Source organism: Caballeronia udeis, assembly GCF_001544555.2.
GTDB lineage: Bacteria > Pseudomonadota > Gammaproteobacteria > Burkholderiales > Burkholderiaceae > Caballeronia > Caballeronia udeis.
Genome location: NZ_FCOK02000068.1, coordinates 33,318 through 54,244, shown reverse-complemented (window position 1 = coordinate 54,244; position 20,927 = coordinate 33,318). Strand labels below are relative to the sequence as shown.

Annotated in this window: 22 protein-coding genes; 5 read left to right on the top strand and 17 right to left on the bottom strand. The window is 60.4% G+C overall.

Annotation, left to right across the window (positions count from 1 at the left end; genetic code table 11):
* Positions 1-100 precede the first annotated feature (100 nt).
* The 6 genes from AWB69_RS34225 to rpsP all read right to left on the bottom strand — a co-directional run bounded on the left by AWB69_RS34225 (position 101) and on the right by rpsP (position 4,391).
* Entirely contained in the window at positions 101-1,039 is a 939-nt protein-coding gene (locus AWB69_RS34225) for a CobD/CbiB family protein (RefSeq protein WP_062091243.1), read from the bottom strand.
* 114 nt (positions 1,040-1,153) lie between these two features.
* Entirely contained in the window at positions 1,154-1,855 is a 702-nt protein-coding gene (locus AWB69_RS34220) for a CoA pyrophosphatase (protein WP_407923070.1), read from the bottom strand.
* 167 nt (positions 1,856-2,022) lie between these two features.
* On the bottom strand, positions 2,023-2,409 hold the full coding sequence (gene rplS, locus AWB69_RS34215) for a 50S ribosomal protein L19 (RefSeq protein ID WP_062091242.1): 387 nt from the start codon (positions 2,407-2,409) through the stop codon (positions 2,023-2,025).
* 142 nt (positions 2,410-2,551) lie between these two features.
* Positions 2,552-3,322, bottom strand: a complete 771-nt coding sequence (trmD, locus tag AWB69_RS34210; RefSeq protein WP_062091241.1) for a tRNA (guanosine(37)-N1)-methyltransferase TrmD — start codon at positions 3,320-3,322, stop codon at positions 2,552-2,554.
* Positions 3,323-3,349: 27 nt separating this feature from the next.
* The gene (gene rimM / locus AWB69_RS34205; protein ID WP_062091240.1) at positions 3,350-4,057 is read right to left on the bottom strand and encodes a ribosome maturation factor RimM; all 708 of its coding nucleotides are present in this window, start codon (positions 4,055-4,057) and stop codon (positions 3,350-3,352) included.
* Positions 4,058-4,136: 79 nt separating this feature from the next.
* On the bottom strand, positions 4,137-4,391 hold the full coding sequence (gene rpsP / locus AWB69_RS34200; RefSeq protein WP_031361027.1) for a 30S ribosomal protein S16: 255 nt from the start codon (positions 4,389-4,391) through the stop codon (positions 4,137-4,139).
* Between the two features lie 514 nt (positions 4,392-4,905).
* Between rpsP and AWB69_RS34195 the strand changes: the two genes are divergently transcribed.
* A complete protein-coding gene (locus tag AWB69_RS34195; RefSeq protein ID WP_062091239.1) occupies positions 4,906-5,400 on the top strand; it encodes an NINE protein in 495 nt (164 codons plus the stop codon).
* A gap of 50 nt (positions 5,401-5,450) precedes the next feature.
* Here AWB69_RS34195 and AWB69_RS34190 read toward each other — a convergent pair whose 3' ends face one another.
* A complete protein-coding gene (locus tag AWB69_RS34190) occupies positions 5,451-6,596 on the bottom strand; it encodes a PA0069 family radical SAM protein (RefSeq protein ID WP_062091238.1) in 1,146 nt (381 codons plus the stop codon).
* A 79-nt stretch (positions 6,597-6,675) separates the two neighbouring features.
* Positions 6,676-7,164, bottom strand: coding sequence for an Lrp/AsnC ligand binding domain-containing protein (locus AWB69_RS34185; protein ID WP_062091237.1), 489 nt, complete (start codon positions 7,162-7,164; stop codon positions 6,676-6,678).
* 152 nt (positions 7,165-7,316) lie between these two features.
* On the opposite strand from AWB69_RS34185, the gene AWB69_RS34180 reads away from it, so the two are divergent.
* Positions 7,317-8,609, top strand: coding sequence for a D-amino acid dehydrogenase (locus AWB69_RS34180; RefSeq protein WP_062091236.1), 1,293 nt, complete (start codon positions 7,317-7,319; stop codon positions 8,607-8,609).
* Positions 8,610-8,710: 101 nt separating this feature from the next.
* On the opposite strand, the gene AWB69_RS34175 is transcribed toward AWB69_RS34180, so the two are convergent.
* From AWB69_RS34175 to AWB69_RS34165, 3 genes are all read right to left on the bottom strand, one after another.
* Positions 8,711-10,501 (bottom strand): acyl-CoA dehydrogenase, encoded by a 1,791-nt coding sequence (locus AWB69_RS34175; protein ID WP_062091235.1) that lies wholly within the window; start codon positions 10,499-10,501, stop codon positions 8,711-8,713.
* A gap of 94 nt (positions 10,502-10,595) precedes the next feature.
* The gene (locus AWB69_RS34170; RefSeq protein WP_062091234.1) at positions 10,596-11,531 is read right to left on the bottom strand and encodes an electron transfer flavoprotein subunit alpha/FixB family protein; all 936 of its coding nucleotides are present in this window, start codon (positions 11,529-11,531) and stop codon (positions 10,596-10,598) included.
* A 13-nt stretch (positions 11,532-11,544) separates the two neighbouring features.
* A complete protein-coding gene (locus AWB69_RS34165; protein WP_062091233.1) occupies positions 11,545-12,294 on the bottom strand; it encodes an electron transfer flavoprotein subunit beta/FixA family protein in 750 nt (249 codons plus the stop codon).
* 305 nt (positions 12,295-12,599) lie between these two features.
* On the opposite strand from AWB69_RS34165, the gene AWB69_RS50615 reads away from it, so the two are divergent.
* Both AWB69_RS50615 and AWB69_RS50610 read left to right on the top strand, forming a co-directional pair.
* Positions 12,600-12,950, top strand: a complete 351-nt coding sequence (locus AWB69_RS50615; protein ID WP_331712706.1) for a serine aminopeptidase domain-containing protein — start codon at positions 12,600-12,602, stop codon at positions 12,948-12,950.
* Between the two features lies 1 nt (position 12,951).
* Entirely contained in the window at positions 12,952-13,494 is a 543-nt protein-coding gene (locus AWB69_RS50610; RefSeq protein WP_331712705.1) for a serine aminopeptidase domain-containing protein, read from the top strand.
* Positions 13,495-13,529: 35 nt separating this feature from the next.
* On the opposite strand, the gene AWB69_RS34155 is transcribed toward AWB69_RS50610, so the two are convergent.
* Positions 13,530-14,453, bottom strand: a complete 924-nt coding sequence (locus AWB69_RS34155) for a histone deacetylase family protein (RefSeq protein ID WP_062091232.1) — start codon at positions 14,451-14,453, stop codon at positions 13,530-13,532.
* Between the two features lie 305 nt (positions 14,454-14,758).
* On the opposite strand from AWB69_RS34155, the gene mltB reads away from it, so the two are divergent.
* Positions 14,759-15,931: a lytic murein transglycosylase B gene (gene mltB / locus AWB69_RS34150; RefSeq protein WP_062091250.1), complete on the top strand. Its 1,173-nt coding sequence runs from the start codon at positions 14,759-14,761 to the stop codon at positions 15,929-15,931.
* 98 nt (positions 15,932-16,029) lie between these two features.
* Here mltB and cysM read toward each other — a convergent pair whose 3' ends face one another.
* From cysM to AWB69_RS34125, 5 genes are all read right to left on the bottom strand, one after another.
* Positions 16,030-16,932, bottom strand: a complete 903-nt coding sequence (cysM, locus tag AWB69_RS34145) for a cysteine synthase CysM (RefSeq protein WP_062091231.1) — start codon at positions 16,930-16,932, stop codon at positions 16,030-16,032.
* Between the two features lie 181 nt (positions 16,933-17,113).
* On the bottom strand, positions 17,114-17,443 hold the full coding sequence (locus AWB69_RS34140; RefSeq protein ID WP_062091230.1) for a ComEA family DNA-binding protein: 330 nt from the start codon (positions 17,441-17,443) through the stop codon (positions 17,114-17,116).
* A gap of 74 nt (positions 17,444-17,517) precedes the next feature.
* The gene (gene rfaD, locus AWB69_RS34135; RefSeq protein ID WP_062091229.1) at positions 17,518-18,510 is read right to left on the bottom strand and encodes an ADP-glyceromanno-heptose 6-epimerase; all 993 of its coding nucleotides are present in this window, start codon (positions 18,508-18,510) and stop codon (positions 17,518-17,520) included.
* A 31-nt stretch (positions 18,511-18,541) separates the two neighbouring features.
* Positions 18,542-19,531 carry a D-glycero-beta-D-manno-heptose-7-phosphate kinase gene (rfaE1, locus tag AWB69_RS34130; RefSeq protein ID WP_062091228.1) on the bottom strand — a complete coding sequence of 330 codons (990 nt, stop codon included), beginning with the start codon at positions 19,529-19,531 and terminating at the stop codon, positions 18,542-18,544.
* Positions 19,509-20,900, bottom strand: coding sequence for a UDP-glucose dehydrogenase family protein (locus AWB69_RS34125; protein WP_062091227.1), 1,392 nt, complete (start codon positions 20,898-20,900; stop codon positions 19,509-19,511). Before AWB69_RS34125 ends, rfaE1 begins: the two co-directional genes overlap by 23 nt.
* Positions 20,901-20,927 lie beyond the last annotated feature (27 nt).

Here is a 20,927-nt window from a genome sequence, read left to right as displayed (position 1 = left end):
CGCTACGGTCATCGTTGCTCCTGGATGCTGGCAGTCTCCTGCCAAATGACCGTTTACACAAAACTAATTACACCCTCTTTGAGGCCAGACAGCAATGCGCTCAGCCCAGCCACACCGCAATGCTCAGCATGAGCAACAACAGCATCCAGAGAATCACGGCACGCCAGACGAGGCCCACGGCGGACTGAAGCGTCCTGGGCGTGCAGTCATCGCCAACGGGCAGCGGACTGGCATCGCCGACCGCCAAAGCCTCGACGCTCAGCGGCTCCGCTAACGGCCCCGCCAACCGAGCCCCCAGCGCCCCGCTCCCGGCCGCGAGCAACACCCCTTCGTTGGCATCGGGCCATTGCCGGGCGTGATTACGCCACGCATAAATAGCGTCCTCGAAATTCCCGACAATGGCGAAGCCCAGCGCTGTCAGCCGCGCCGGCACCCAGTCGATGAAAAAGAACGCCCGCTGCGCGAAGGTGGAAAACGCCGGGGTGCGTTCATCGGTCGGCTGGACCCACGACCTCGCCAGATACTCGGCAATGCGATAAAACACCGCGCCGGCCGGTCCGATCGGAATCAGGAACCAGAAGAACACGCCGAACACGTGCCGATGCGACGCCACGACCGCATGAACCAAGGTGTGCCGAACAATCTCGCTGACGGGCATGTCCAGCGTGTCAATGCCGGTCCACTCGTTGAGGATCTCGCGAGCCCGCGGTACGTCGTCGTTGTTCAGCGCGAGATGGATGTCGGTGAAATAGTGGCTGAACTGCCGAAAGCCCAACGTGAAATACACGATCACGACGTTCCAGAGGAACGCCAGCGCGAAGTTGATCCGATAGAGCACGTAATAGATGAGCCCGACGGCTAACGTCCATGGCACCACGACCACTAGCCAGGCGAGCACGCCGTGCCGCTGCTTGCCGGCGTCGAAGCCATGAGCCGCGGATTCCGCATGGTACTGAAGCAACGCCGAAATGGGATTCTGCGGCGAGAGCGCGCGCAACTGCTCAATGATGAGAGCCAGCAATACGGAGAAAAAAGTCATGCGATGCGCCGAGACATTCGAGTTTTACGAATTTCTTGTAACGATAGCACAGCACCGTCCGCGCCAGAGGGACACATCGGCTGCACGACTAGCCGGGTCCTGGCACATTGGGCGTCAAGCCGCGAGGAAGCGATAGAAATTGCGTAACATACCCGCCGTTGCGCCCCAGATGAAATAGGGAGCCACATTCTCGGCAGGTGAAAAAGGCATCGCAAAAAAACGACGCTCGCCCCCTTCCCAACGAAACACGCGGACCTGGTGATTGGCCGGGTTCATGAGAAACGCGAGCGGGACTTCGAAGATATCGGCGACTTCGAGGGTATCGGCATGGAGTTCGAACGGGGGGTGTACCAGCGCCACGACCGGCGTCACACGGAAACCCGTGCCCGTCAGATAGTCAGGCAGCTCACCCAGTACTTCCACATGCTTCGCCTCCAGGGCGACTTCCTCTTGCGCTTCACGAAGCGCGGTCGCGGTAGCGTCCTGGTCTTCCGGCTCGCGACGTCCCCCCGGAAAGCTGATCTGCCCCGCATGATTCGAAAGATGATCCGCACGTTGCGTGAGCAGCACGGTCAGGCCTGTCTCCCGCAACACCAGAGCGATCAGCACCGATGCCACCCGTGGATCGCCGCCCAGCGCCTTGATCCTGTCGTCGCGCGCGTCCGGCGTCCAGTCGAGCGTCTGCTTGAACCGCGCGCGCAGTCCGGCCGGCGTCAGGACTTCGCCGCGCACAGGCGGCAGATCTGCGCCGGTCGATTCGATCGGCAAGATCTCAGGCACGAGGATTCGGGGAGTCGACAGCTTGGGTTGAGACACGAGGGGCTTTAGTTCTTGGGTGGTTCTGCTTCTAAAAAAGGCAGTGGTTAAAAACCGCGAACAAGACTCGAGTGAAGCGCAAAACACAATTTGACCACACCAAAGAAAAAAGCACCCGTGAAGGTGCTTTTTTCCGATGCAGCAAGGTGCAGCTTCGGTATAGTTTATTACGCCTTGGCAGCAGCGCGGTCTTTCGACACGAGCTTTTCCTTGATCCGAGCCGACTTGCCCGAACGATCGCGCAGGTAGTACAGCTTCGCACGACGCACGTCACCACGACGCTTCACGACAATGCTCGCGAGCAGCGGCGAGTAGGTCTGGAACGTACGCTCGACGCCTTCGCCCGACGAAATCTTGCGGACGATGAAATTCGAGTTCAAACCACGGTTGCGCTTCGAGATCACAACGCCTTCGTAAGCCTGGACACGCTTGCGCGTACCTTCAACCACGTTGACGCTGACGATCACCGTATCGCCGGGGGCGAATTCGGGAATCGACTTCTCGCCGAGTGCGCGCGCGATTTCTTCTTTCTCAAGTTGTTCAATCAGATTCATTACTGACTCCTGGAGCCATCTTGCCGGAGTTGTTTGCCATATTAGTGGCCCCGGTAGAGGATGGGTTCACATCTGGCGCCCGCTTGAATTCACAAGCCTGGCACCGCCCTTTCGTCTCGCCTTGTATTTTGCGTTCCAAAGCCTACTGCGCTTTCGATCGTTCCTTGGCGAGACTTGCGAGCCATGCCTCATCGGCACGGCTCAACATTTTATTCCTGCGCGCCTTTTCGATCAGATCGGGTCGCTTTTCCTGCGTATTCTTGAGCGCTTCACGCCGGCGCCACGCCTCGATTTCCTTGTGATGGCCGCCCAGCAGCACATCCGGAACCCGCACACCGCCGTATTCTTCCGGGCGGGTGTAATGCGGGCAATCGAGCAGCACATCGACGAAACTGTCCTGCACAGCCGACTGCGAGTCGTTCAGCACGCCGGGCAACTGGCGCACCACTGCGTCCATGAGCGCCATGGCCGGCAATTCGCCGCCCGACAACACAAAGTCGCCGAGGCTCACTTCTTCGTCGACCACACGATCGATCAAGCGCTGGTCGATGGCTTCATAACGGCCGCACAGCACCACGAGACCGGGTTCCTGAGCGAACTGCATCACCCGCTCATGATTCAGCGTCTTGCCCTGCGGCGACATCATCACCACACGCGATCCGCTGATGCCCTGCTCCGACTGCGCCGCTTTCGCGGCCGAAATCGCATCTTCCAGCGGCCGCGCCAGCATGACCATGCCGGGACCGCCACCGTACGGGCGATCATCGATAGTCCGATAATTGTCCGTGGTGAAATCGCGAGGATTCCACGTGCGCAGACCAAACCGTTCCTGCTTCACTGCCCGGCTGGTGATACCCCAATCGGTCAGCGCGCGAAACATCTCGGGAAAGAGCGTCACGACGTCAAACTGCATCGCTCTCTCCTTGCAGTGATCTATGAATCAATAGTCAGCGTCCCAGTCGACGACAATCCTGCGCGCCGCCTGATCCACTGTTTTGACATATACGCCGACAAACGGAATCAGCCGCTCGCCAGTGGCGGGCGAACCGTCCTTGGCCGTTGTCGGAAATTCCACGCGCATGATGGAATGCGCGCCGTTGTCGATCATGCCCGCGACCTGGCCTAAAGCCATGTCCGCGTCATTCACGACCTCGAGGCCGATCAGATCGACCCAGTAGAATTCGTCATTGCCAGTCAGCTTCGGGAAGTCGCTGCGCAACACATGGATGCTGTGACCCCGCAACGCGTACGCCGTGTCGCGGTCATCACAACCGGCAAAGTGCGCGACGACCGTGTCGCTATGCACTTTCGACTGCAGGCACCGAACCGCCTTGCGCTCGTTTCCCTTGACCAGCCACCACCGCTTTGCCGCGAGCATTGCGTCGCCGCCATGACCCGCATGCGCGTGCGGCGCAATCTTGACCCAGCCCTTCAGTCCGTAAGCGTCGACGATCGCACCCACTTCAATGGCGTCATCAGGCAAACTTTCTACGGACTCGATCGATCCTGCGCTATCTGAAGCGTCGATAGCCACGCGACGCGCTGCCGGCTTACTGACAAACGCGCCAAACGTGGCTTCGTTCTGCTCAGGCTTTTCGCCACGTGCGGCTGCCAAACCTGAGTCTGAAGCAGAATCACGCGTCGACATGAGCCAATCTCCCGCGAACCTTGGCAGCGATATTCGATCGGATCACCAGTACCCGCACGATCGACTGCAGCAAGCGCACTTAAGCAGCCGGCTGAGCTTGTTGCGATTGCTTGACCAGACGTGCAACCGTCGGCGACAACTGCGCGCCGTTGTCTTGCCAGTACGTCAGGCGGTCCTGGGCGATACGCAGCGATTCGCCTTTGGTCGCGACCGGGTTGTAGAAACCCACGCGTTCGATGAAGCGGCCATCACGGCGGCTACGCGAATCAGTTGCGACGATATTGTAAAACGGGCGCTTCTTGGAGCCGCCACGAGCCAAGCGGATGATAACCATGCTGAAATCCTTGAAAACCGGGGTTCGGAACTACCAAAACACGCGATTATAGCGGCAAAACGGAGCCTTAACAAACACTTGCGTCGATTAATCAAGATGGAACCTGGCCTGCGGCGTGCCATTCGACTGGCCATCGCTCGCCCTGACGCGGCGTGCAGCGGGTTTTTCAAGGCTTCGCCAAGCGGCGCGATCTGTCATTTTGGGGCGACAGGCCTGGACTCCCTCATGACTTTCACCGGCAAAGCGCTTTCTGGCGATGATTCGTGATCGCGGAACACGACTCGCTTCTCGCCAGCGACGACTACGCCGGCGCAACCTAGCGGATTACGGATTACATACGCCCAACCGTGACTTTGCGGTGACCGGGTCACACCGGAGTCACACCGAATACTGAGCCGATTGGCCGCGTGAGCGCCCGACTCCCGCGGGCGTAGAATGCCGCGTCGGCGCGAAAATATTGCCTTTTGCGCCAATCCGCCCGCACCGCTCACCGCACTTTCCTTTTCGTTTCCCGATGAACAACCCGCCGTCCGCTGCAATGCCCCCATCGAATCCGACGTCAAACGGGCGTTTCCGCTCGAAAACGCTGACCGCCGCGCTCGCCTTCTTTTTCGGCAGCATTGGTGCGCATCGCTTCTATCTGTATGGTTTGCGCGACAAATTCGGCTGGGCGCATATTGTTGGCATCCTGCTGGGCGTGGCCGGTTACATGCTGCTCGCTGCAACCGATCGAGCGTCAATGCTCGGCTGGATCATGGTCGTGCCGGGCGCCATTTCGTTGCTGGCAGCGTTCTTGTCGGCGATCGTCTATGGCTTGCGCCCCGACGACAAATGGGACGCTCAGTTCAATCCGCAAACCGGCCAGCATAGTGAATCCGGCTGGGCGGTCATTTTCGTCGTGATCTTTGCTTTGCTCTTTGGTGCGTTCCTGCTGATGGCGGGCCTTGCAGTCACCTTCCAGACGTACTTCGAAGGTCAGGTTCAAGCGGCTAAAGAGTTGTCGCAGTAACGTTTGCCACAGCAGCAGCGACTCTGCCTGGTGGTCGCTGCCGCCGCGCCTCAAAACAACTTCATCTGCGCACTATCCACGACTGCGCGCGGACTTCTACCCGTCGGCCGCTCGACATGCCGAAATTCAGACATATCCAGAATTCCGCGCTGCCGTTGATTCAGGCCAAGCCGCTTCGTTGCCTGATGAAAGCGCTGCTTGAGCATATCGGCCCATAAACCTTCGCCTTTCATCCGCTTCGAGAAATCCGAGTCGTAGTCCTTGCCGCCGCGCATATCGCGCACACGCCCCATCACACGCTCCGCACGATCGGGAAAATGTGCCGCGAGCCAGCCCTTGAACAGCGGCGCCACCTCCCACGGCAAGCGCAAAACGATATAACTCGCACTCGTTGCGCCCGCCTGTGCGCATGCTTCCAGCACTCGCTCCATGTCCGGTTCCGTGACGAACGGAATCATGGGTGCGACGCTGACGCCGACCGGAATACCCGCCTCGGTCAGCGCCCGGATAGTTCGCAGCCTTCTTGAAGGCGTGGCGGCGCGCGGTTCAAGCGTGCGGGCGATATCCGCATCCAGCGTGGTGATGGTGATGGCAGCCATGACCTGGCCCTTCTGCGCCATGGGTGCGAGCAGGTCGATATCCCGCTCGATCAGCGACGACTTCGTGATAGCCGCGAACGGATGCCCGCGTTCGCTCAGGATCTCGATCACCCGCCGCGTGATATGCAGATTCCGCTCGACCGGCTGGTACGCGTCCGTAATCACGCCCAGCGCGATTGGCTCCGGCTGATAGGACGGTTTATCCAACTCACGCTCAAGCAATTCTCCGGCATTGATCTTGGCGTAGATCCGGCTTTCGAAATCCAGTCCCGGCGATAACCCCAGATAACTATGCGTTGGCCGCGCAAAGCAATAGATACAGCCATGCTCGCAGCCACGGTACGGGTTAAGCGATACCCCGAACGGGATATCAGGTGACGAATTGCGCGTCAGGATGCTCTTCGCACGCTCCTCGAACACCTGCGTGCGCAACGCCGGCGTGTCATCCGTTTCCCCCTCCTCACTGATGTGCGTCCAACCGTCGTCTACACGCTCGCGTTCGTCCTTCTCGTAGCGCCCCTGCATGTTCGTGACCGCCCCGCGGCCCTTGAGCGGCGCGGGTGGAGCAACAGGATATTCGTGGTCGCGAGAAGCCATGGCCGGGAATGAAGGCAGCAATGAAGACGGGAAAATACTGTATAAATATACAGTAAATTACCTCAATCGCAAGCTCATTTCAGGCGTCCACGGCGATGGTCAGCGTTTCCTTGATTTCCTCCATCACCACATAACTTTTCGACTGTACGGCGCCTGGCAGTTGCAGCAGGATGTCGCCGAGCAGCTTGCGGTAGTCGGCCATTTGGCCAATACGCGCCTTGATCAGGTAGTCGAAATCGCCGGAAACGAGATGGCATTCCAGAACCTCCGGAATTCGCTGCACTTCGCGCCTGAACTGCTCGAACATGTTGCCGCTTTTGTGATCGAGGGTGATCTCGACAAACACCAGCAGCGACGCCCCCAACTGATGGGGATTCACCCGTGCGTAATACCCCTCGATCACCTGGTCGCGCTCCATGCGCTTGACGCGCTCAATGCAGGGCGTCACCGAGAGCCCGACCTGCTCGGCCAGGTCTTTCATCGCGATACGGCCGTCCTGTTGAAGGATCTTCAGGATACGGTGATCGATCTTATCGAGTTCTCGTACTGAATTTCGTTGTGTTCTCATTGCTTTCCACTAAAACGTGAACAAATACAATAACAAAAACTGCCTAAGTATCAATACTATAGTCGATACCACTATGTAACCCGCTACTCACACGGCTTCAGTCGAAAACGAAGCGAATGACCGGCGGAATGTCAATTTGCACGGAGCAAGACATGCGAGTCGTAATTCTGGGAAGCGGTGTTGTCGGTGTTACGAGCGCCTACTATCTGGCGCGCGCGGGGCACGAAGTGACCGTGATCGATCGTGAGGCAGGACCGGCGCTGGAGACAAGTTTCGCAAACGCGGGACAGATCTCGCCCGGTTACGCGTCGCCGTGGGCTGCGCCTGGCGTGCCGCTCAAGGCGATCAAATGGATGTTCGAGAAACACGCCCCGCTCGCCATCCGTCTGGACGGAACGTCGTTTCAATTGAAGTGGATGTGGCAGATGCTGCAGAACTGCACGCAGGCGCGTTATTCGGTCAACAAGGGCCGCATGGTGCGCCTGGCCGAATACAGCCGCGATTGCCTCCAGGCGCTGCGCGCGGACACGGGCATTAATTACGAGGGCCGCACCGGCGGCACGCTGCAGGTTTTCCGGACCCAGCAGCAACTGGATGGCGCCGCGAAGGACATCGCCGTGTTGCGCGATGCGAACGTGCCGTTCGAATTGCTCACGCCGGCCGAGTTGCACAGTGCGGAACCGGCGCTTGCGGCCGTGTCGCACAAGCTGACCGGCGGTTTGCGCCTGCCGAACGACGAAACCGGCGATTGCCAGAAATTCACTACCCGCCTCGCGGCAATGGCTGAACAACTCGGTGTGAAGTTCCGCTACAACACGCCAATCGACGCGCTCGCGATGAGCGCTGGCCGGATAGCCGGCGTGCAGTGCGGGAGCGAGTTGGTCCGCGGTGATTCATACGTTGTTGCGCTGGGTTCATATTCCACGAAATTGCTGGGCAGTCTTGTGGATATCCCCGTGTATCCGCTGAAGGGCTATTCGATCACTGCACCCATCGTGAACGAAAGCGCCGCGCCGGTTTCCACCGTGCTTGACGAAACGTACAAGATCGCGATCACCCGTTTCGACGACCGGATTCGCGTTGGCGGAATGGCGGAGATCGTAGGTTTCGACAAATCGCTGAGCCAGGCGCGTCGCGAAACGCTGGAAATGTGCGTGAACGACCTGTTTCCTGGCGGTGGAGACACCGCGAAGGCATCGTTCTGGACCGGCTTGCGCCCCATGACACCGGACGGCACGCCTATCGTTGGCCGTACGCCAGTGCCAAACCTGTTCCTTAACACGGGCCACGGCACGCTGGGATGGACCATGTCATGCGGATCGGGCCAAATGCTGGCCGACCTGATGTCGGGCAAACAGCCGGCGATCCAGTCCGACGATTTGTCGGTGCACCGGTATCTGGGCGAAACGCATACGAGCACGCGGCCGTCGTATGCAGGTGCGTGAGTTGGATTTTCAGGTGTAGCTGCGAGCGCATGCTTCAAAAAAAATGCCGTCCGACTTACGTCGGACGGCATTTTTTCATGGGCCCGCTTAACCGCATCAAATCAGAACTGGTCCTCATTCAACGCGAGATACCCTTCCTGCCCATCACCGCTGACGATGGACGCTTCAATCCCCGGCGCTTGCGACAAAATATGCTCCGCGAAAAACTGAGCCGTCGCGATCTTGGCGCCATAAAACGCCTCGTCCTCGCCACGCTTGTCCGACGCCACCAGCAGCGCGCGCGCCATTTGCCATCCGCCCAACACAATGCCGGCCAGCTTCAGATACGGCACGCTGCCAGCGAAGACCGCGTTCGGATCGCTTTTCACCTTGGCCACCACGAACTCGACCACCCGTGCCAACGCCAGGCTTCCTGCGCTCAAATGCCGATGCATCGACTCGAACGCCTGTCCGTCACGCCCGGCCAGCTGCGCGATGGTCTGATCCATCTGCGCAAAAATCGCCCGCGCCGTCGCACCGCCGTCACGCACGGTCTTGCGTCCAATCAGGTCGTTGGCCTGGATCGCGGTCGTGCCTTCGTAGATGGTGAGAATGCGCGCATCGCGGTAGTACTGCGCCGCGCCCGTTTCTTCGATGAATCCCATGCCGCCATGAACCTGCACGCCGAGGCTCGCGACATCGATGGAAAGCTCCGTGCTCCAGCCCTTCACGATCGGCACGAGAAACTCGTAGATCGCCTGATGGCTGGCCCGCGTGGCCTCGTCAGGATGATGATGCGCAAAGTCGCAATGCGCCGCCGCCACATAAGCCAACGCGCGTGACGCTTCGGTCAGTGCGCGCATGGTCAAGAGCATGCGACGCACGTCGGGGTGATGAATGATCGACACCGGCTGTTTGGCGGAGCCATCGACAGGCCGGCTTTGCACACGATCCTTCGCGAACTCGACGGCCTTCTGATACGCCCGCTCCGACACCGCCACACCCTGCATCCCGACCGCAAAACGCGCCGCGTTCATCATGATGAACATGTACTCCAGCCCGCGGTTTTCCTCGCCGATCAACTGGCCGACGGCGCCACCGTGATCGCCGAATTGCAGCACGGCTGTCGGACTCGCCTTGATCCCGAGCTTGTGCTCAATCGATACGCAATGCACGTCGTTGCGAGCGCCGAGCGTACCGTTGTCATCGGTGATGAATTTCGGCACCAGGAAGAGCGAGATGCCCTTCACGCCGTCGGGCGCGTTGGGCGTACGCGCCAGCACGAGATGGACGATATTCTTCGCCATATCGTGCTCGCCGTAGGTGATGAAAATCTTCGTGCCGAAGAGCTTGAACGTACCATCGCCCTGCGGCTCGGCGCGGGTGCGGACCAGCGCGAGATCGGAACCGGCTTGCGGTTCGGTGAGGTTCATCGTGCCGGTCCATTCGCCTGAAATCAGCTTGGGCACGTAGAGTTGCTTCTGCTCCTCGGTCCCCGCGGTCAGCAACGCTTCAATAGCGCCATCGGTGAGCAGCGGGCACAACGCGAACGACAGGTTCGCCGCGTTCAGCATTTCGATGCAGGGGGTCGCGATCAGCTTGGGCAACCCCTGGCCTTCGTACTCGACCGGATGCAGCACGCCTTGCCAGCCGCCCTCGCCGAACTGACGGAAAGCCTCTTTAAAACCGGGCGTAGTCGTGACCTCGCCGTTCTTCCAGAAGCTTGGATTCCTGTCGCCTTCGACGTTCAACGGCGCAACCACTTCATTGTTAAAGCGCGCTGCCTCTTCAAGCACGGCCTGTGCGGTGTCGAGACTGGCGTCCTCCAAACCTGGCAGCGCTGCGATGCTTTCTATGCCGGCTAGTTCCTTCATCACGAACAGCATGTCCTTGACGGGCGCTCTATAGCTCATGTCTTGTCTCCCCCAACAGATGTGAAAAGGGGCGCACGTATGTCGCCCCTTTTTGCGATCTTGCTTTCTTTCCAGCCGATGGCCCTAGGAATGATCAGCCAAGTTCTTTCACGAGTTCCGGCACCACCGTGAACAAATCTCCCACGAGGCCGTAGTCCGCGACGCCAAAGATTGGCGCTTCAGCGTCCTTGTTGATCGCGACGATCACCTTCGAGTCCTTCATCCCGGCCAGATGCTGGATCGCACCCGAGATACCGACGGCAACGTACAGGTTAGGCGCCACGATCTTGCCGGTCTGACCGACCTGATAGTCGTTGGGAACGAACCCCGCATCCACTGCCGCACGCGATGCGCCCAGCGCCGCACCGAGTTTGTCCGCCAGCGGCTCGAGCACTTTCGTGTAGTTCTCGCCGCTGCCCAACCCCCGTCCGCCCGACACGATGATCTGTGCCGACGTCAGCTCCGGCCGGTCCAGCTTCGTCAGCTCGCGGCTCACGAACTTCGAAATACCCGTGTCCGCCGAGGCTTCGATCTTCTCCACTGAAGCACTGCCGCCTTCAGCCGCCACCGGATCGAAACCCGTGGTGCGAACCGTGATGACCTTGATCGCGTCGCTCGATTGAACCGTGGCGATGGCATTGCCCGCGTAGATCGGACGCTCGAACGTATCCGGGCTGTCCACTGCCGTGATGTCGCTGATCTGCGCCACATCCAGATGAGCGGCAATACGCGGGGCGATGTTCTTGCCGTACGGGGTCGCCGGAGCCAGGATATGCGAGTAGTTCTTCGCGATCTGCACCACTGTTGCGTCGATAACCTCTGCCAGGCCATCGGCGAGTTGCGGTGCATCGGCAAGCAATACCTTCGCTACGCCCGCAATCTTCGCTGCCTCATCGGCTGCTGCCTGCGCGTTCGAACCAGCGATCAGCACGTGGATATCGCCACCGATCTTTTGAGCCGCCGCGATGGTGTTCAACGTCGCCGCTTTCACAGATGCGTTGTCGTGTTCTGCAATTACAAGAATGGTCACTTTGGAAACTCCCTCACAGAACCTTGGCTTCGGTCTTCAACTTCTCGACCAGCGTCTTCACGTCCGGCACCTTCACGCCTGCGGAACGCTGCGGCGGCTCAGCAACCTTCAGCGTCTTCAGGCGCGGCGTAACGTCCACACCCAGGTCCGCGGGTTTAAGCGTTTCCATCGGCTTCTTCTTGGCCTTCATGATGTTGGGCAGCGTCACGTAACGCGGCTCGTTCAGGCGCAAGTCCGTGGTAACCACGGCGGGCAACGTCAGCGACAGCGTTTCCGAGCCGCCATCGACTTCACGCGCCACCGTGGCTTTGCCGTCGGCGACCGTCACCTTCGAGGCGAAGGTCGCTTGCGGCAAACCGGCGAGCGCGGCGAGCATCTGGCCCGTCTGATTCGAGTCGTCATCAATGGCCTGCTTGCCGAGGATGATCAGTTGCGGCTGCTCCTTGTCGACCAGCGCCTTCAAAATCTTGGCGACTGCCAACGGCTGCAATTCCTCAGTGGATTCGACCAGGATCGCGCGGTCCGCACCGATCGCAAGCGCCGTACGCAGCGTTTCCTGACATTGCGTCACGCCGCACGACACGGCGATCACTTCGGTCGCCACGCCCGCTTCGCGCAGGCGCACGGCTTCTTCCACGGCGATTTCATCGAACGGATTCATCGACATCTTCACGTTCGCGATGTCCACTGCGCTGCCATCCGGCTTTACCCGGACTTTCACGTTGTAGTCGACCACGCGTTTGACTGGCACCAAGATTTTCATGCACACGCTCCTAAGTTACGAATACATCATCCCAAGCCCATTATAACGAGTGACTCCCGCCGCCGAATGCTTACGGCCGGCTCGCGATGAGTCCGTCAGGCTTTGCACAATCAGTAGACGCTTATTTTTACAGCACGATCGTTCTATTTTACGCGTAGAACGGCATGGATGGCAATCGGGAATGTGCTCTAAACATTTGCAATTTTGCCGCCAGCGGTTTTTATGACCCTTTTGCTCCAGACGAGCAGCGGCCAGTCAGGCAAGTGGCGACTATCATCTGCGGAATCCCATTTTGCCGACATGCCATGCAAAAAACCGCGCACAGCACGTACTCGACCAGCAGCATCACCACCAGCGATGGCATCGACCTTCATCTTCATCGATGGCAAGCCGCCGCCACGTTCCCTGAACCGCTGGCCCGAATCGCTCTGGTGCACGGGCTGGCCGAACATGCACGCCGCTACGACGCGCTGGCGCTGCGCCTGAACGCGGCGGGCATCGAATTGATTGCCGTGGATCTGCGCGGCCACGGCAAATCGCCCGGCGAACGCGTGTGGATCGAGTCCTTCGACGACTATCTGCTCGACACCGACGCCCTGCTTGACGTCGCGGACACTAGCGCCGCTGAACATCCGGCTGTTCCTGATGGGACATAGCATGGGCGGCGCCATCGCCGCGCTTTATGCCGCCGAGCGTCTGCCTGCAAATGGCCGGAAACTGGCCGGGCTGATCCTGTCGAGTGCCGCCCTCAAACCGCCGGCCAACGCGCCGCGCTGGAAACTCAGGCTGGGCGGCCTGATCAGCCGGTTGATGCCGCACTTTCCCGCGCTGGTCATCGATCCGGCCACATTGTCCCGTGCACACGGCGTGGTCGAGGCGAACCGGCGCGATCCGCTGGTCCATCATCGGGCAATACCCGCCCGCACGGCGGCGCAGATCGTGGCCGCCATGCGCCGCATTGCTGCTCAACGCACGTCGATCGAATTGCCGCTGTTCGTGTTCCACGGCACGCAGGACGCACTCACCAATCCCGACGGCAGCCGCGAATTCGAAGCCAGCGCCGGGTCGATGGATAGCACCCTGATGATGCTGGAAGGCAGTTATCACGAGACGCTCAACGACCTCGACCGGGATCGCGTGATCAAGGCGCTGATCGACTGGACGCTCGTGCGCGCGGAGCTTGAGCGTTCGCGCATATAGGGTTTCGGGGCCGCCGCGAGTCTTGGCCCGAAGCGTCAGATATCGGCCAGCGCACGCACATGCGCGACCACGCTGCGCCCGAGCGCCGACAGGTTGTAGCCGCCCTCCAGACTGCTCACTATCCGGCCCTTCGCATGCCGCTTCGCCACCGCGTGGATTTGCTCGGTCAGCCACGTGTAGTCGTCCTCGACCAGACCCATGTTGCCGAGATCGTCCTCGCGATGCGCGTCGAAACCTGCGGAGACGAAGATCATCTGCGGCTTGAATTCATCGAGTCTCGGCAACCACATCATGTCGACGGCTTCGCGCACAGCCATGCCTTTCGTACGCGCGGGCATGGGCAGATTGACCATGTTCGATGCGTGATTGTCGGCGCCGCTATACGGATAGAACGGGTGCTGGAAAAAGCTGCACATCAGCACGCGCGGATCTCCCGAGAAAGCGGCTTCGGTGCCGTTACCGTGATGCACGTCGAAATCGATGACAGCCACGCGTTCCAGCCCGTGCACTTCAAGCGCGTGACGCGCTGCGATTGCAATGTTATTGAAGAAGCAGAAGCCCATCGCACGTGCAGGTTCCGCGTGATGTCCCGGCGGCCGTACGCTGCAGAACGCGTTGTCGTAGGTGCCGGCGATCACGGCGTCGGTGGCGGCTACCGCGGCGCCTGCAGCGCGTAACGCCGCGTGGTAGGAACCCGGCGACATCAGCGTATCCGGGTCGATTTCCGCCCGGCCCACTGAAGGCGCCGTCTCCTTGACGAAATCGATATGCGCCTGCGTATGAACCCGCGCCAGGTCCTCTTCACTCGCGAGCGGTGCTTCTTCGCGTCCGATCAGGGTGTCGATACGGCCTGCAATCAACTGATCCTCGATCGCCTGAAGACGCGCGGGGCACTCGGGATGCCAAGGCCCCATATCGTGAAGAAGGCAATCTGGATGGGTATAAAAGCCGGTAGCCATGATGTATGCGCAGCAGGGCGTGCCGTGCCGCGTGTCTCGTGTCGTTCAGATGTTTTTGTCGGTCGCGATGCCACCCTTCCGGCCGCACTACTGTCAGCGGCCGAACGCCGCACCGCGCGGGTTCTTGTTAAGTTACCACACCGGAAATGACACGGCTGTACAGCACCGCTTTTGCAACGTCCGCGCGCGCCCGAAAGGCTTTCGGGATGGTCCCGAAAACGCGTCGGTTATACTGATCCGACTCTCGTATGCCCTGCGCGCATTTCCGGCGCGCCTCGCGTTACATCGCCACAATTACGCACACTATGAACTTCAAGTTTGCTTCGACCGTCTTGCCTCTTTCGGCGCAAACCGCGCGCCTCGCCTCAGTCGCCAGCCTCGTTTGCGCACTCGGCACACTCGGTATAGGTCAGGCAGTCGCGCAATCGCAACCCCAACCCGCCACACCGCAAGGGCAAGTATTCGAAGAGGAGATCGTGCCGCAGCGTTACGCGAACAATCCCAATGTGGACGCGTTCATCAACGATCTCGTCGCACGCTACGACTTCGATTCCGCCGCTCTGCACGACCTGTTCAATCACGTGAGCTATTCGGCGACCGCCGTGAAGCTGGTGCTGCCTTCGCCCACTCCCGCCAGCAAGAACTGGCGCGCGTATCAGGCACGTTTCGTGGAGCCGGTACGCATTGCGGCCGGCGTGAAATTCTGGCGCGCGAACCAGGCCGCGCTGCAACGCGCGTCGGATCAATACGGCGTGCCGCCTGAAGCGATTGTCGGGATCATCGGCGTGGAAACCATCTATGGCCGGTACATGGGTAACTTCCGCGCGCTCGATGCGCTCGCCACGCTGACCTTCGATTACCCGAACACGCCGAACCGCGCCGAACGGCAAGCAACGTTCCGCAAGAATCTCGAGGATTTGCTGGTCTGGACGCACGATCAGCAGATCGACCCGACTACCGTGCTCGGTTCGTACACGGGCGCGATCGGCATTCCGCAATTCCTGCCAAGCAGCATCGTGCAGTACGCGGTGGATTTCGAGGGCAACGGACACATCGATTTGCGGACCAGTCCCGCCGATGCCATCGGCAGCGTCGCGAACTATCTGAAGCAGCACGGTTGGGAATCGGGACGGCCGGTGGTCTGGAAGATAGCCGGCGACGCGGGCAGCCAAGGCATTGCGCAAGCAGCCGCCGATGGTCAGCCCGAGCCGCACTGGTCGCTCGCGCAACTCACGAAAGCGGGCCTGCTGATGAGCGAACCGGGGCTCAACACCGCAGCCGAAGCGGGCACGCCGGTGACGGTCGTCGACTTGCCGACGCCGGGCCGCGCGACCGAATACACGCTTGGCCTGAAGAACTTCTACGTGCTCACGCGCTACAACCGCAGCTTCTTCTATGCACTCGCCGTATATCAGCTCGGCGAAGCGGTGAAGGCGCAGATGGCGGCGGGAAATGCAGGCGGTTCAGCATCGCAATGAGGTAGCCGGCGAGGGTCTTTGACTCCCGCACCATGCAAAAAGCCCGGTCGATTCCGGGCTTTTTTGCGCTTTCGCCTCAGCGAATGACCAAGCCGATGTCAGGCCGGGAACACACCCGTCGACAAGTAACGGTCACCGCGGTCGCAAACAACGAACACGATGGTCGCGTTCTCGACCTGACGGGCCACGCGCAACGCCACTTCACACGCGCCGCCGGAAGAAATCCCGCTAAAGATGCCTTCCACCGATGCCAGCCGCCGCGCCATTGCCTCGGATGCGGCCTGACTGACGTTTTCCGTGCGGTCCACGCGGCTGCGATCGAAAATTTTCGGCAGATACGCTTCGGGCCACTTGCGGATGCCGGGGATGCGCGAGCCTTCTTCCGGCTGCGCCCCGATGATCTCGATGTTCTCGTTCTTTTCTTTCAGGTATTGCGACACGCCCATGATGGTGCCGGTCGTACCCATGGCGGACACAAAATGCGTGATACGGCCTTCGGTGTCACGCCAGAGTTCCGGGCCGGTGGTCTCGTAGTGGGCGAGCGGGTTATCCGGATTCGCGAACTGGTCGAGAATGATGCCCTTGCCGTCGCGCTGCATTTGCTCGGCGAGATCGCGGGCGTATTCCATGCCACCGGTAACCGGCGTGAGTACGATTTGCGCACCGTAAGCCGCCATGCTTTGGCGACGTTCGATCGACAGGTCCTCCGGCATGAGGAGCACCATTTTGTAGCCGCGAATGGCTGCGGCCATGGCGAGCGCGATACCGGTGTTGCCGCTTGTGGATTCGATCAGCGTGTCGCCGGGCTTGATGCGGCCGCGCTCTTCCGCCTTCTTGATCATCGACAGCGCCGGGCGGTCCTTCACCGAACCCGCCGGATTGTTGCCCTCGAGCTTGCCGAGGATCACGTTATTGCGGCTGCGGATTTCGTCGTCCGGGATGCGGACCAGTTGCACCAGCGGTGTATTGCCAATGGTGTCTTCGATAGTCTTGTAAGCCATAGCGGTCGTGGGGTTGCTGCAGTCGATAAGCTGTTGATTGTAGCCCAGTGGGTTTTCGGGTGCCGGGCGGCCCTATTGGACGGAGGGGCTGATTTCCTGGCGCGTTGGAAGCGTCTGCAGGCTGTCGGCTAACGAAGGCGCATCAGGTCGACCGGCGCGCCGACCGATGCGCCACACCGCGTTACTTTTTGACCGTAACCGCGGCGACAGGCGGTTTGCCGGCGGCACCGGCAGCCACCACTGGCGCCCCGGCCGGTCCAATGGTCAGCCCTTCGGCCTGCAAGCGCTCGACCGTCTTGCCGCCCATGCCCTTGACGCGTTTGCTCAACTCGGCCGCGTCCTTGAACGGACCATGCGCTTCGCGTTCATCGAGAATGGCTTTCGCCTTGGCCGGCCCAATGCCCTTGATGCCGCGTAACGCGTCGGAATTGGCGTTGTTGATATCCACGGCAGCGAACGCCGAACCAATGGATACAGCCAGTGTGAACGCCGCGAGAAGTTTCTTGATCATGTGAGTCTCCCTTGAAAACCGGTCCGCGATGATCGCTGACCGGGAGACCCAGTGTATGAAGATAGCGAATGCTTTTATAGCTGACCGAACAGCCAACGCACGTACCTGTCGACACCTTCCTGAACCGTCAGGAACGGTGCGTCATACCCCGCCGCGCGCAGCTTCGACTGATCGGCCTGCGTGAAGCATTGGTACTTGCCGCGCAACGCGTCGGGGAACGGAATGTACTCAATCAAGCCACGCTGCACCAGCTCCGCCAGCGACAACGGCGCTTCGCCATCCATTGCCCGAAGCGAGTTCACCACTGTCGACGCAATGTCGTTGAACGGCTGCGCGCGCCCTGTGCCAAGGTTGAAAATACCCGACGTCTCCGGATGATCGAAGAAGTGCAGATTGACCTTCGTCACGTCTTCCACCGACACGAAATCGCGCGTCTGCTCACCCGCGCCATACCCGTTGTATTCGCCGAACAGCTTGACCCTGCCCTCGGCGCGGAACTGATTGAAGTTATGGAACGCGACGGACGCCATGCGCCCTTTGTGATTCTCGCGCTGCCCGTACACGTTGAAATAGCGGAAACCGGCAATCTGGGTACGCGCTTTCGGCAGGATCTGGCGCACGATCTGATCGAAGAGAAATTTCGAATAGCCGTACACGTTCAATGGCTTTTCGACGTCGCGGCGCTCGACAAACTCACTCGATCCGCCATACACCGCCGCCGACGATGCATACAGGAACTGCACCCCCTGCTCCAGGCAGGTATCCAGCACATCGCGGCTATAGCGGAAGTTGTTGTCCATCATGTAGCGGCCGTCGGTTTCCATCGTGTCGGAACACGCGCCCTCGTGGAAAATGGCCCTGACCTTGCCGAAATCGCCACGCTTGAAGCGTGCTACGAATTCAGTCTTGTCGAGGTAATCGTCAACTTCGCAATCGACCAGGTTCTTGAATTTGTCGGCGCGCGTGAGATTGTCGACCGCGATCACACGCTGCTCGCCTCGCTCGTTGAGCGCCTTGACGATGTTGCTGCCGATAAACCCGGCCGCGCCGGTAACAATGATTGTCATGGTGGTTTTAGCCGCTAAGTCAGCCGAAATGTCAGGCGAAAAGTTCGTTGTAGTCGACGGTCGCCGTACCCAGCTTGCCGACGACAATTCCCGCTGCGCGGTTGGCGTAAGCGATCGAGTCCACCAGCGGCACACCCGCGCCCAGCATGGTTGCGACGGTTGCAATGACCGTGTCGCCGGCACCCGAAACATCATACACTTCGCGTGCATCGGCCTGCGTGTGGACCACCCGGCCGGCGGTGAAGAGCGTCATGCCCTCCTCCGATCTCGTCAGCAGCAACGCGCTGAGATCCAGAGATTCGCGCAGCGCCGTGACGCGTGCGAGCAAATCTTCTTCCGAGCTCCAGCGCCCGACCACTTCGCGCAATTCCGCGCGGTTCGGCGTGATCAGCGTGGCGCCGCGATACCGGTCCCAGTCGTCACCCTTCGGGTCGACCAGCACCGGTTTGCCGGCCCGCTTCGCGTTCGCGATCATTTGCGTCACATGCGTCAGGCCGCCCTTCGCGTAATCCGACATCAGGATTACATCGTGTTGCGGCAAGAGCGTCTCAAACCGGGCGAGACACGCGCTCAGGACTTCGTGCGTCGGCGAATTCTCGAAATCGACTCGCAGGAGTTGTTGCTGCCGCGACAACACGCGCAGCTTGATGGTCGTGAGCAATTCGGGGTCGCGTTCGAGGAACGCAGTAACCCGGCTTTCGCCCAGCAATTCCACGATGCGTTCGCCCGGCTCATCATGCCCGACCACGCACAACAAGCCCGCCTGCGCGCCCAGCGCAGCCGCGTTGCGCGCCACGTTCGCCGCGCCGCCAAGCCGGTCTTCCTTGCGTTGTACATGCACGACCGGCACAGGCGCTTCCGGCGAGATGCGGTTCACATCGCCGAACCAATAGCGGTCGAGCATCACGTCACCGACGACCAGCACACGCGCCGCCGCGATGCGCGCACGCGGAACCGGTGGAACGGGAGCGTTCAAAGCGACAGCGGGCACCGCTGCATCAGGCGGCAGGGAGTTCGACATGGGGACGTCCTATTGCAAAATAGTCGATGCCGAGTTCCGCCATCGCTTCGGGTTCGTACAGGTTGCGGCCATCGAAGATGACCGGCATTTTGAGCTCGCTCTTCAGATGCGCGAAGTCCGGGCTCTTGAACTCCTTCCACTCGGTCACGATCACAAGAGCATCCGCGCCGGTCAACGCGTCTTTTTGTGACTCGACGAAATGCAGGCGTTCGAGTTGCTGCGGTTTATGTGCGAGATCGAGCGCAAATACGCGGCGGCTTTCCGGCAGCGCGACCGGATCATAAGCGCGAACCGTCGCACCGCGCTCGAGCAGCGCGCCAATCAGCCGGCGGCTCGACGCCTCGCGCATGTCGTCAGTATTCGGCTTGAACGCAAGGCCCCATACGGCGAATGTGCGGCCGCGCAAATCTTCGCCCATGCGCTTCATGATCTTGCCGACGAGCACTTCCTTTTGCAGATCGTTCACTTCTTCCACGGCTTCGAGAATCCGCAACCGATGCCCGTTTTCACGTGCCGTCTGCGCCAGCGCCTGCACGTCCTTCGGGAAACACGAACCACCGTAACCGCAGCCCGCATACAGAAAGTGATAACCAATACGCGGGTCCGAACCAATGCCACGACGCACCGCTTCAATATCAGCACCCACGGCATCGGCGAGATTCGACAGATCGTTCATGAACGAGATCCGCGTGGCGAGCATGGCGTTCGCCGCGTACTTCGTGAACTCCGCCGAACGCACATCCATATAGAGCGTGCGATCGTGATTGCGGTTAAACGGAGCATAGAGGCGCTTGATCTTCTCGCGCGCGATCTGCCCGGCTTCGTCGTCGTCCACGCCAAGCACGATGCGGTCGGGGCGCATGAAGTCGTCGACAGCCGCGCCCTCCTTCAGGAACTCCGGATTCGATAAAACCGAAAAGGCGTTCTTCCCTGCCGGTTCAATCCCACGTGCCTTCAATTCCTCTACGACCACGTTGCGCACGTGCTGGGCTGTGCCGACCGGCACCGTCGATTTATCGACGATCACCTTGAAGCCGTTTGCATAACGCCCGATGTTGCGCGCTGCCTCGAGCACATACTGCAAGTCCGCAGAACCGTCCTCGTCCGGCGGCGTTCCCACCGCGATGAACTGGATCTCGCCGTGCTCGACGCTTTCCTTGATATCCGTGGAAAAGCGGATGCGGCCGGCAGCGCGCGTACGTTTCAGTATCTCGTGCAAGCCCGGTTCGTGGATCGGCACGCCGCCGTTATTGAGGATGTCGATCTTGCGTGCATCGACGTCCAGGCACAGCACGTCGTTGCCAATTTCAGCGAGGCACGCGCCGGTGACTAGTCCGACGTAGCCCGTCCCGATGATGGATATTTTCATAAGCGTTCCGGAGAGACCGGTGATTGT

Excerpts from the sequence above, each read along its gene's own strand:
- AWB69_RS34225 (WP_062091243.1), bottom strand. The coding sequence starts at position 1,039 with ATGACTTTTTTCTCCGTATTGCTGGCTCTCATCATTGAGCAGTTGCGC.
- rplS (WP_062091242.1), bottom strand. The coding sequence starts at position 2,409 with ATGAATCTGATTGAACAACTTGAGAAAGAAGAAATCGCGCGCGCACTC.
- trmD (WP_062091241.1), bottom strand. The coding sequence starts at position 3,322 with ATGCAGTTTGACGTCGTGACGCTCTTTCCCGAGATGTTTCGCGCGCTG.
- rimM (WP_062091240.1), bottom strand. The coding sequence starts at position 4,057 with ATGTCGACGCGTGATTCTGCTTCAGACTCAGGTTTGGCAGCCGCACGT.
- rpsP (WP_031361027.1), bottom strand. The coding sequence starts at position 4,391 with ATGGTTATCATCCGCTTGGCTCGTGGCGGCTCCAAGAAGCGCCCGTTT.
- AWB69_RS34195 (WP_062091239.1), top strand. The coding sequence starts at position 4,906 with ATGAACAACCCGCCGTCCGCTGCAATGCCCCCATCGAATCCGACGTCA.
- AWB69_RS34190 (WP_062091238.1), bottom strand. The coding sequence starts at position 6,596 with ATGGCTTCTCGCGACCACGAATATCCTGTTGCTCCACCCGCGCCGCTC.
- AWB69_RS34185 (WP_062091237.1), bottom strand. The coding sequence starts at position 7,164 with ATGAGAACACAACGAAATTCAGTACGAGAACTCGATAAGATCGATCAC.
- AWB69_RS34180 (WP_062091236.1), top strand. The coding sequence starts at position 7,317 with ATGCGAGTCGTAATTCTGGGAAGCGGTGTTGTCGGTGTTACGAGCGCC.
- AWB69_RS34175 (WP_062091235.1), bottom strand. The coding sequence starts at position 10,501 with ATGAGCTATAGAGCGCCCGTCAAGGACATGCTGTTCGTGATGAAGGAA.
- AWB69_RS34165 (WP_062091233.1), bottom strand. The coding sequence starts at position 12,294 with ATGAAAATCTTGGTGCCAGTCAAACGCGTGGTCGACTACAACGTGAAA.
- AWB69_RS50615 (WP_331712706.1), top strand. The coding sequence starts at position 12,600 with ATGCAAAAAACCGCGCACAGCACGTACTCGACCAGCAGCATCACCACC.
- AWB69_RS50610 (WP_331712705.1), top strand. The coding sequence starts at position 12,952 with ATGGGCGGCGCCATCGCCGCGCTTTATGCCGCCGAGCGTCTGCCTGCA.
- AWB69_RS34155 (WP_062091232.1), bottom strand. The coding sequence starts at position 14,453 with ATGGCTACCGGCTTTTATACCCATCCAGATTGCCTTCTTCACGATATG.
- mltB (WP_062091250.1), top strand. The coding sequence starts at position 14,759 with ATGAACTTCAAGTTTGCTTCGACCGTCTTGCCTCTTTCGGCGCAAACC.
- cysM (WP_062091231.1), bottom strand. The coding sequence starts at position 16,932 with ATGGCTTACAAGACTATCGAAGACACCATTGGCAATACACCGCTGGTG.
- AWB69_RS34140 (WP_062091230.1), bottom strand. The coding sequence starts at position 17,443 with ATGATCAAGAAACTTCTCGCGGCGTTCACACTGGCTGTATCCATTGGT.
- rfaD (WP_062091229.1), bottom strand. The coding sequence starts at position 18,510 with ATGACAATCATTGTTACCGGCGCGGCCGGGTTTATCGGCAGCAACATC.
- rfaE1 (WP_062091228.1), bottom strand. The coding sequence starts at position 19,531 with ATGTCGAACTCCCTGCCGCCTGATGCAGCGGTGCCCGCTGTCGCTTTG.
- AWB69_RS34125 (WP_062091227.1), bottom strand. The coding sequence starts at position 20,900 with ATGAAAATATCCATCATCGGGACGGGCTACGTCGGACTAGTCACCGGC.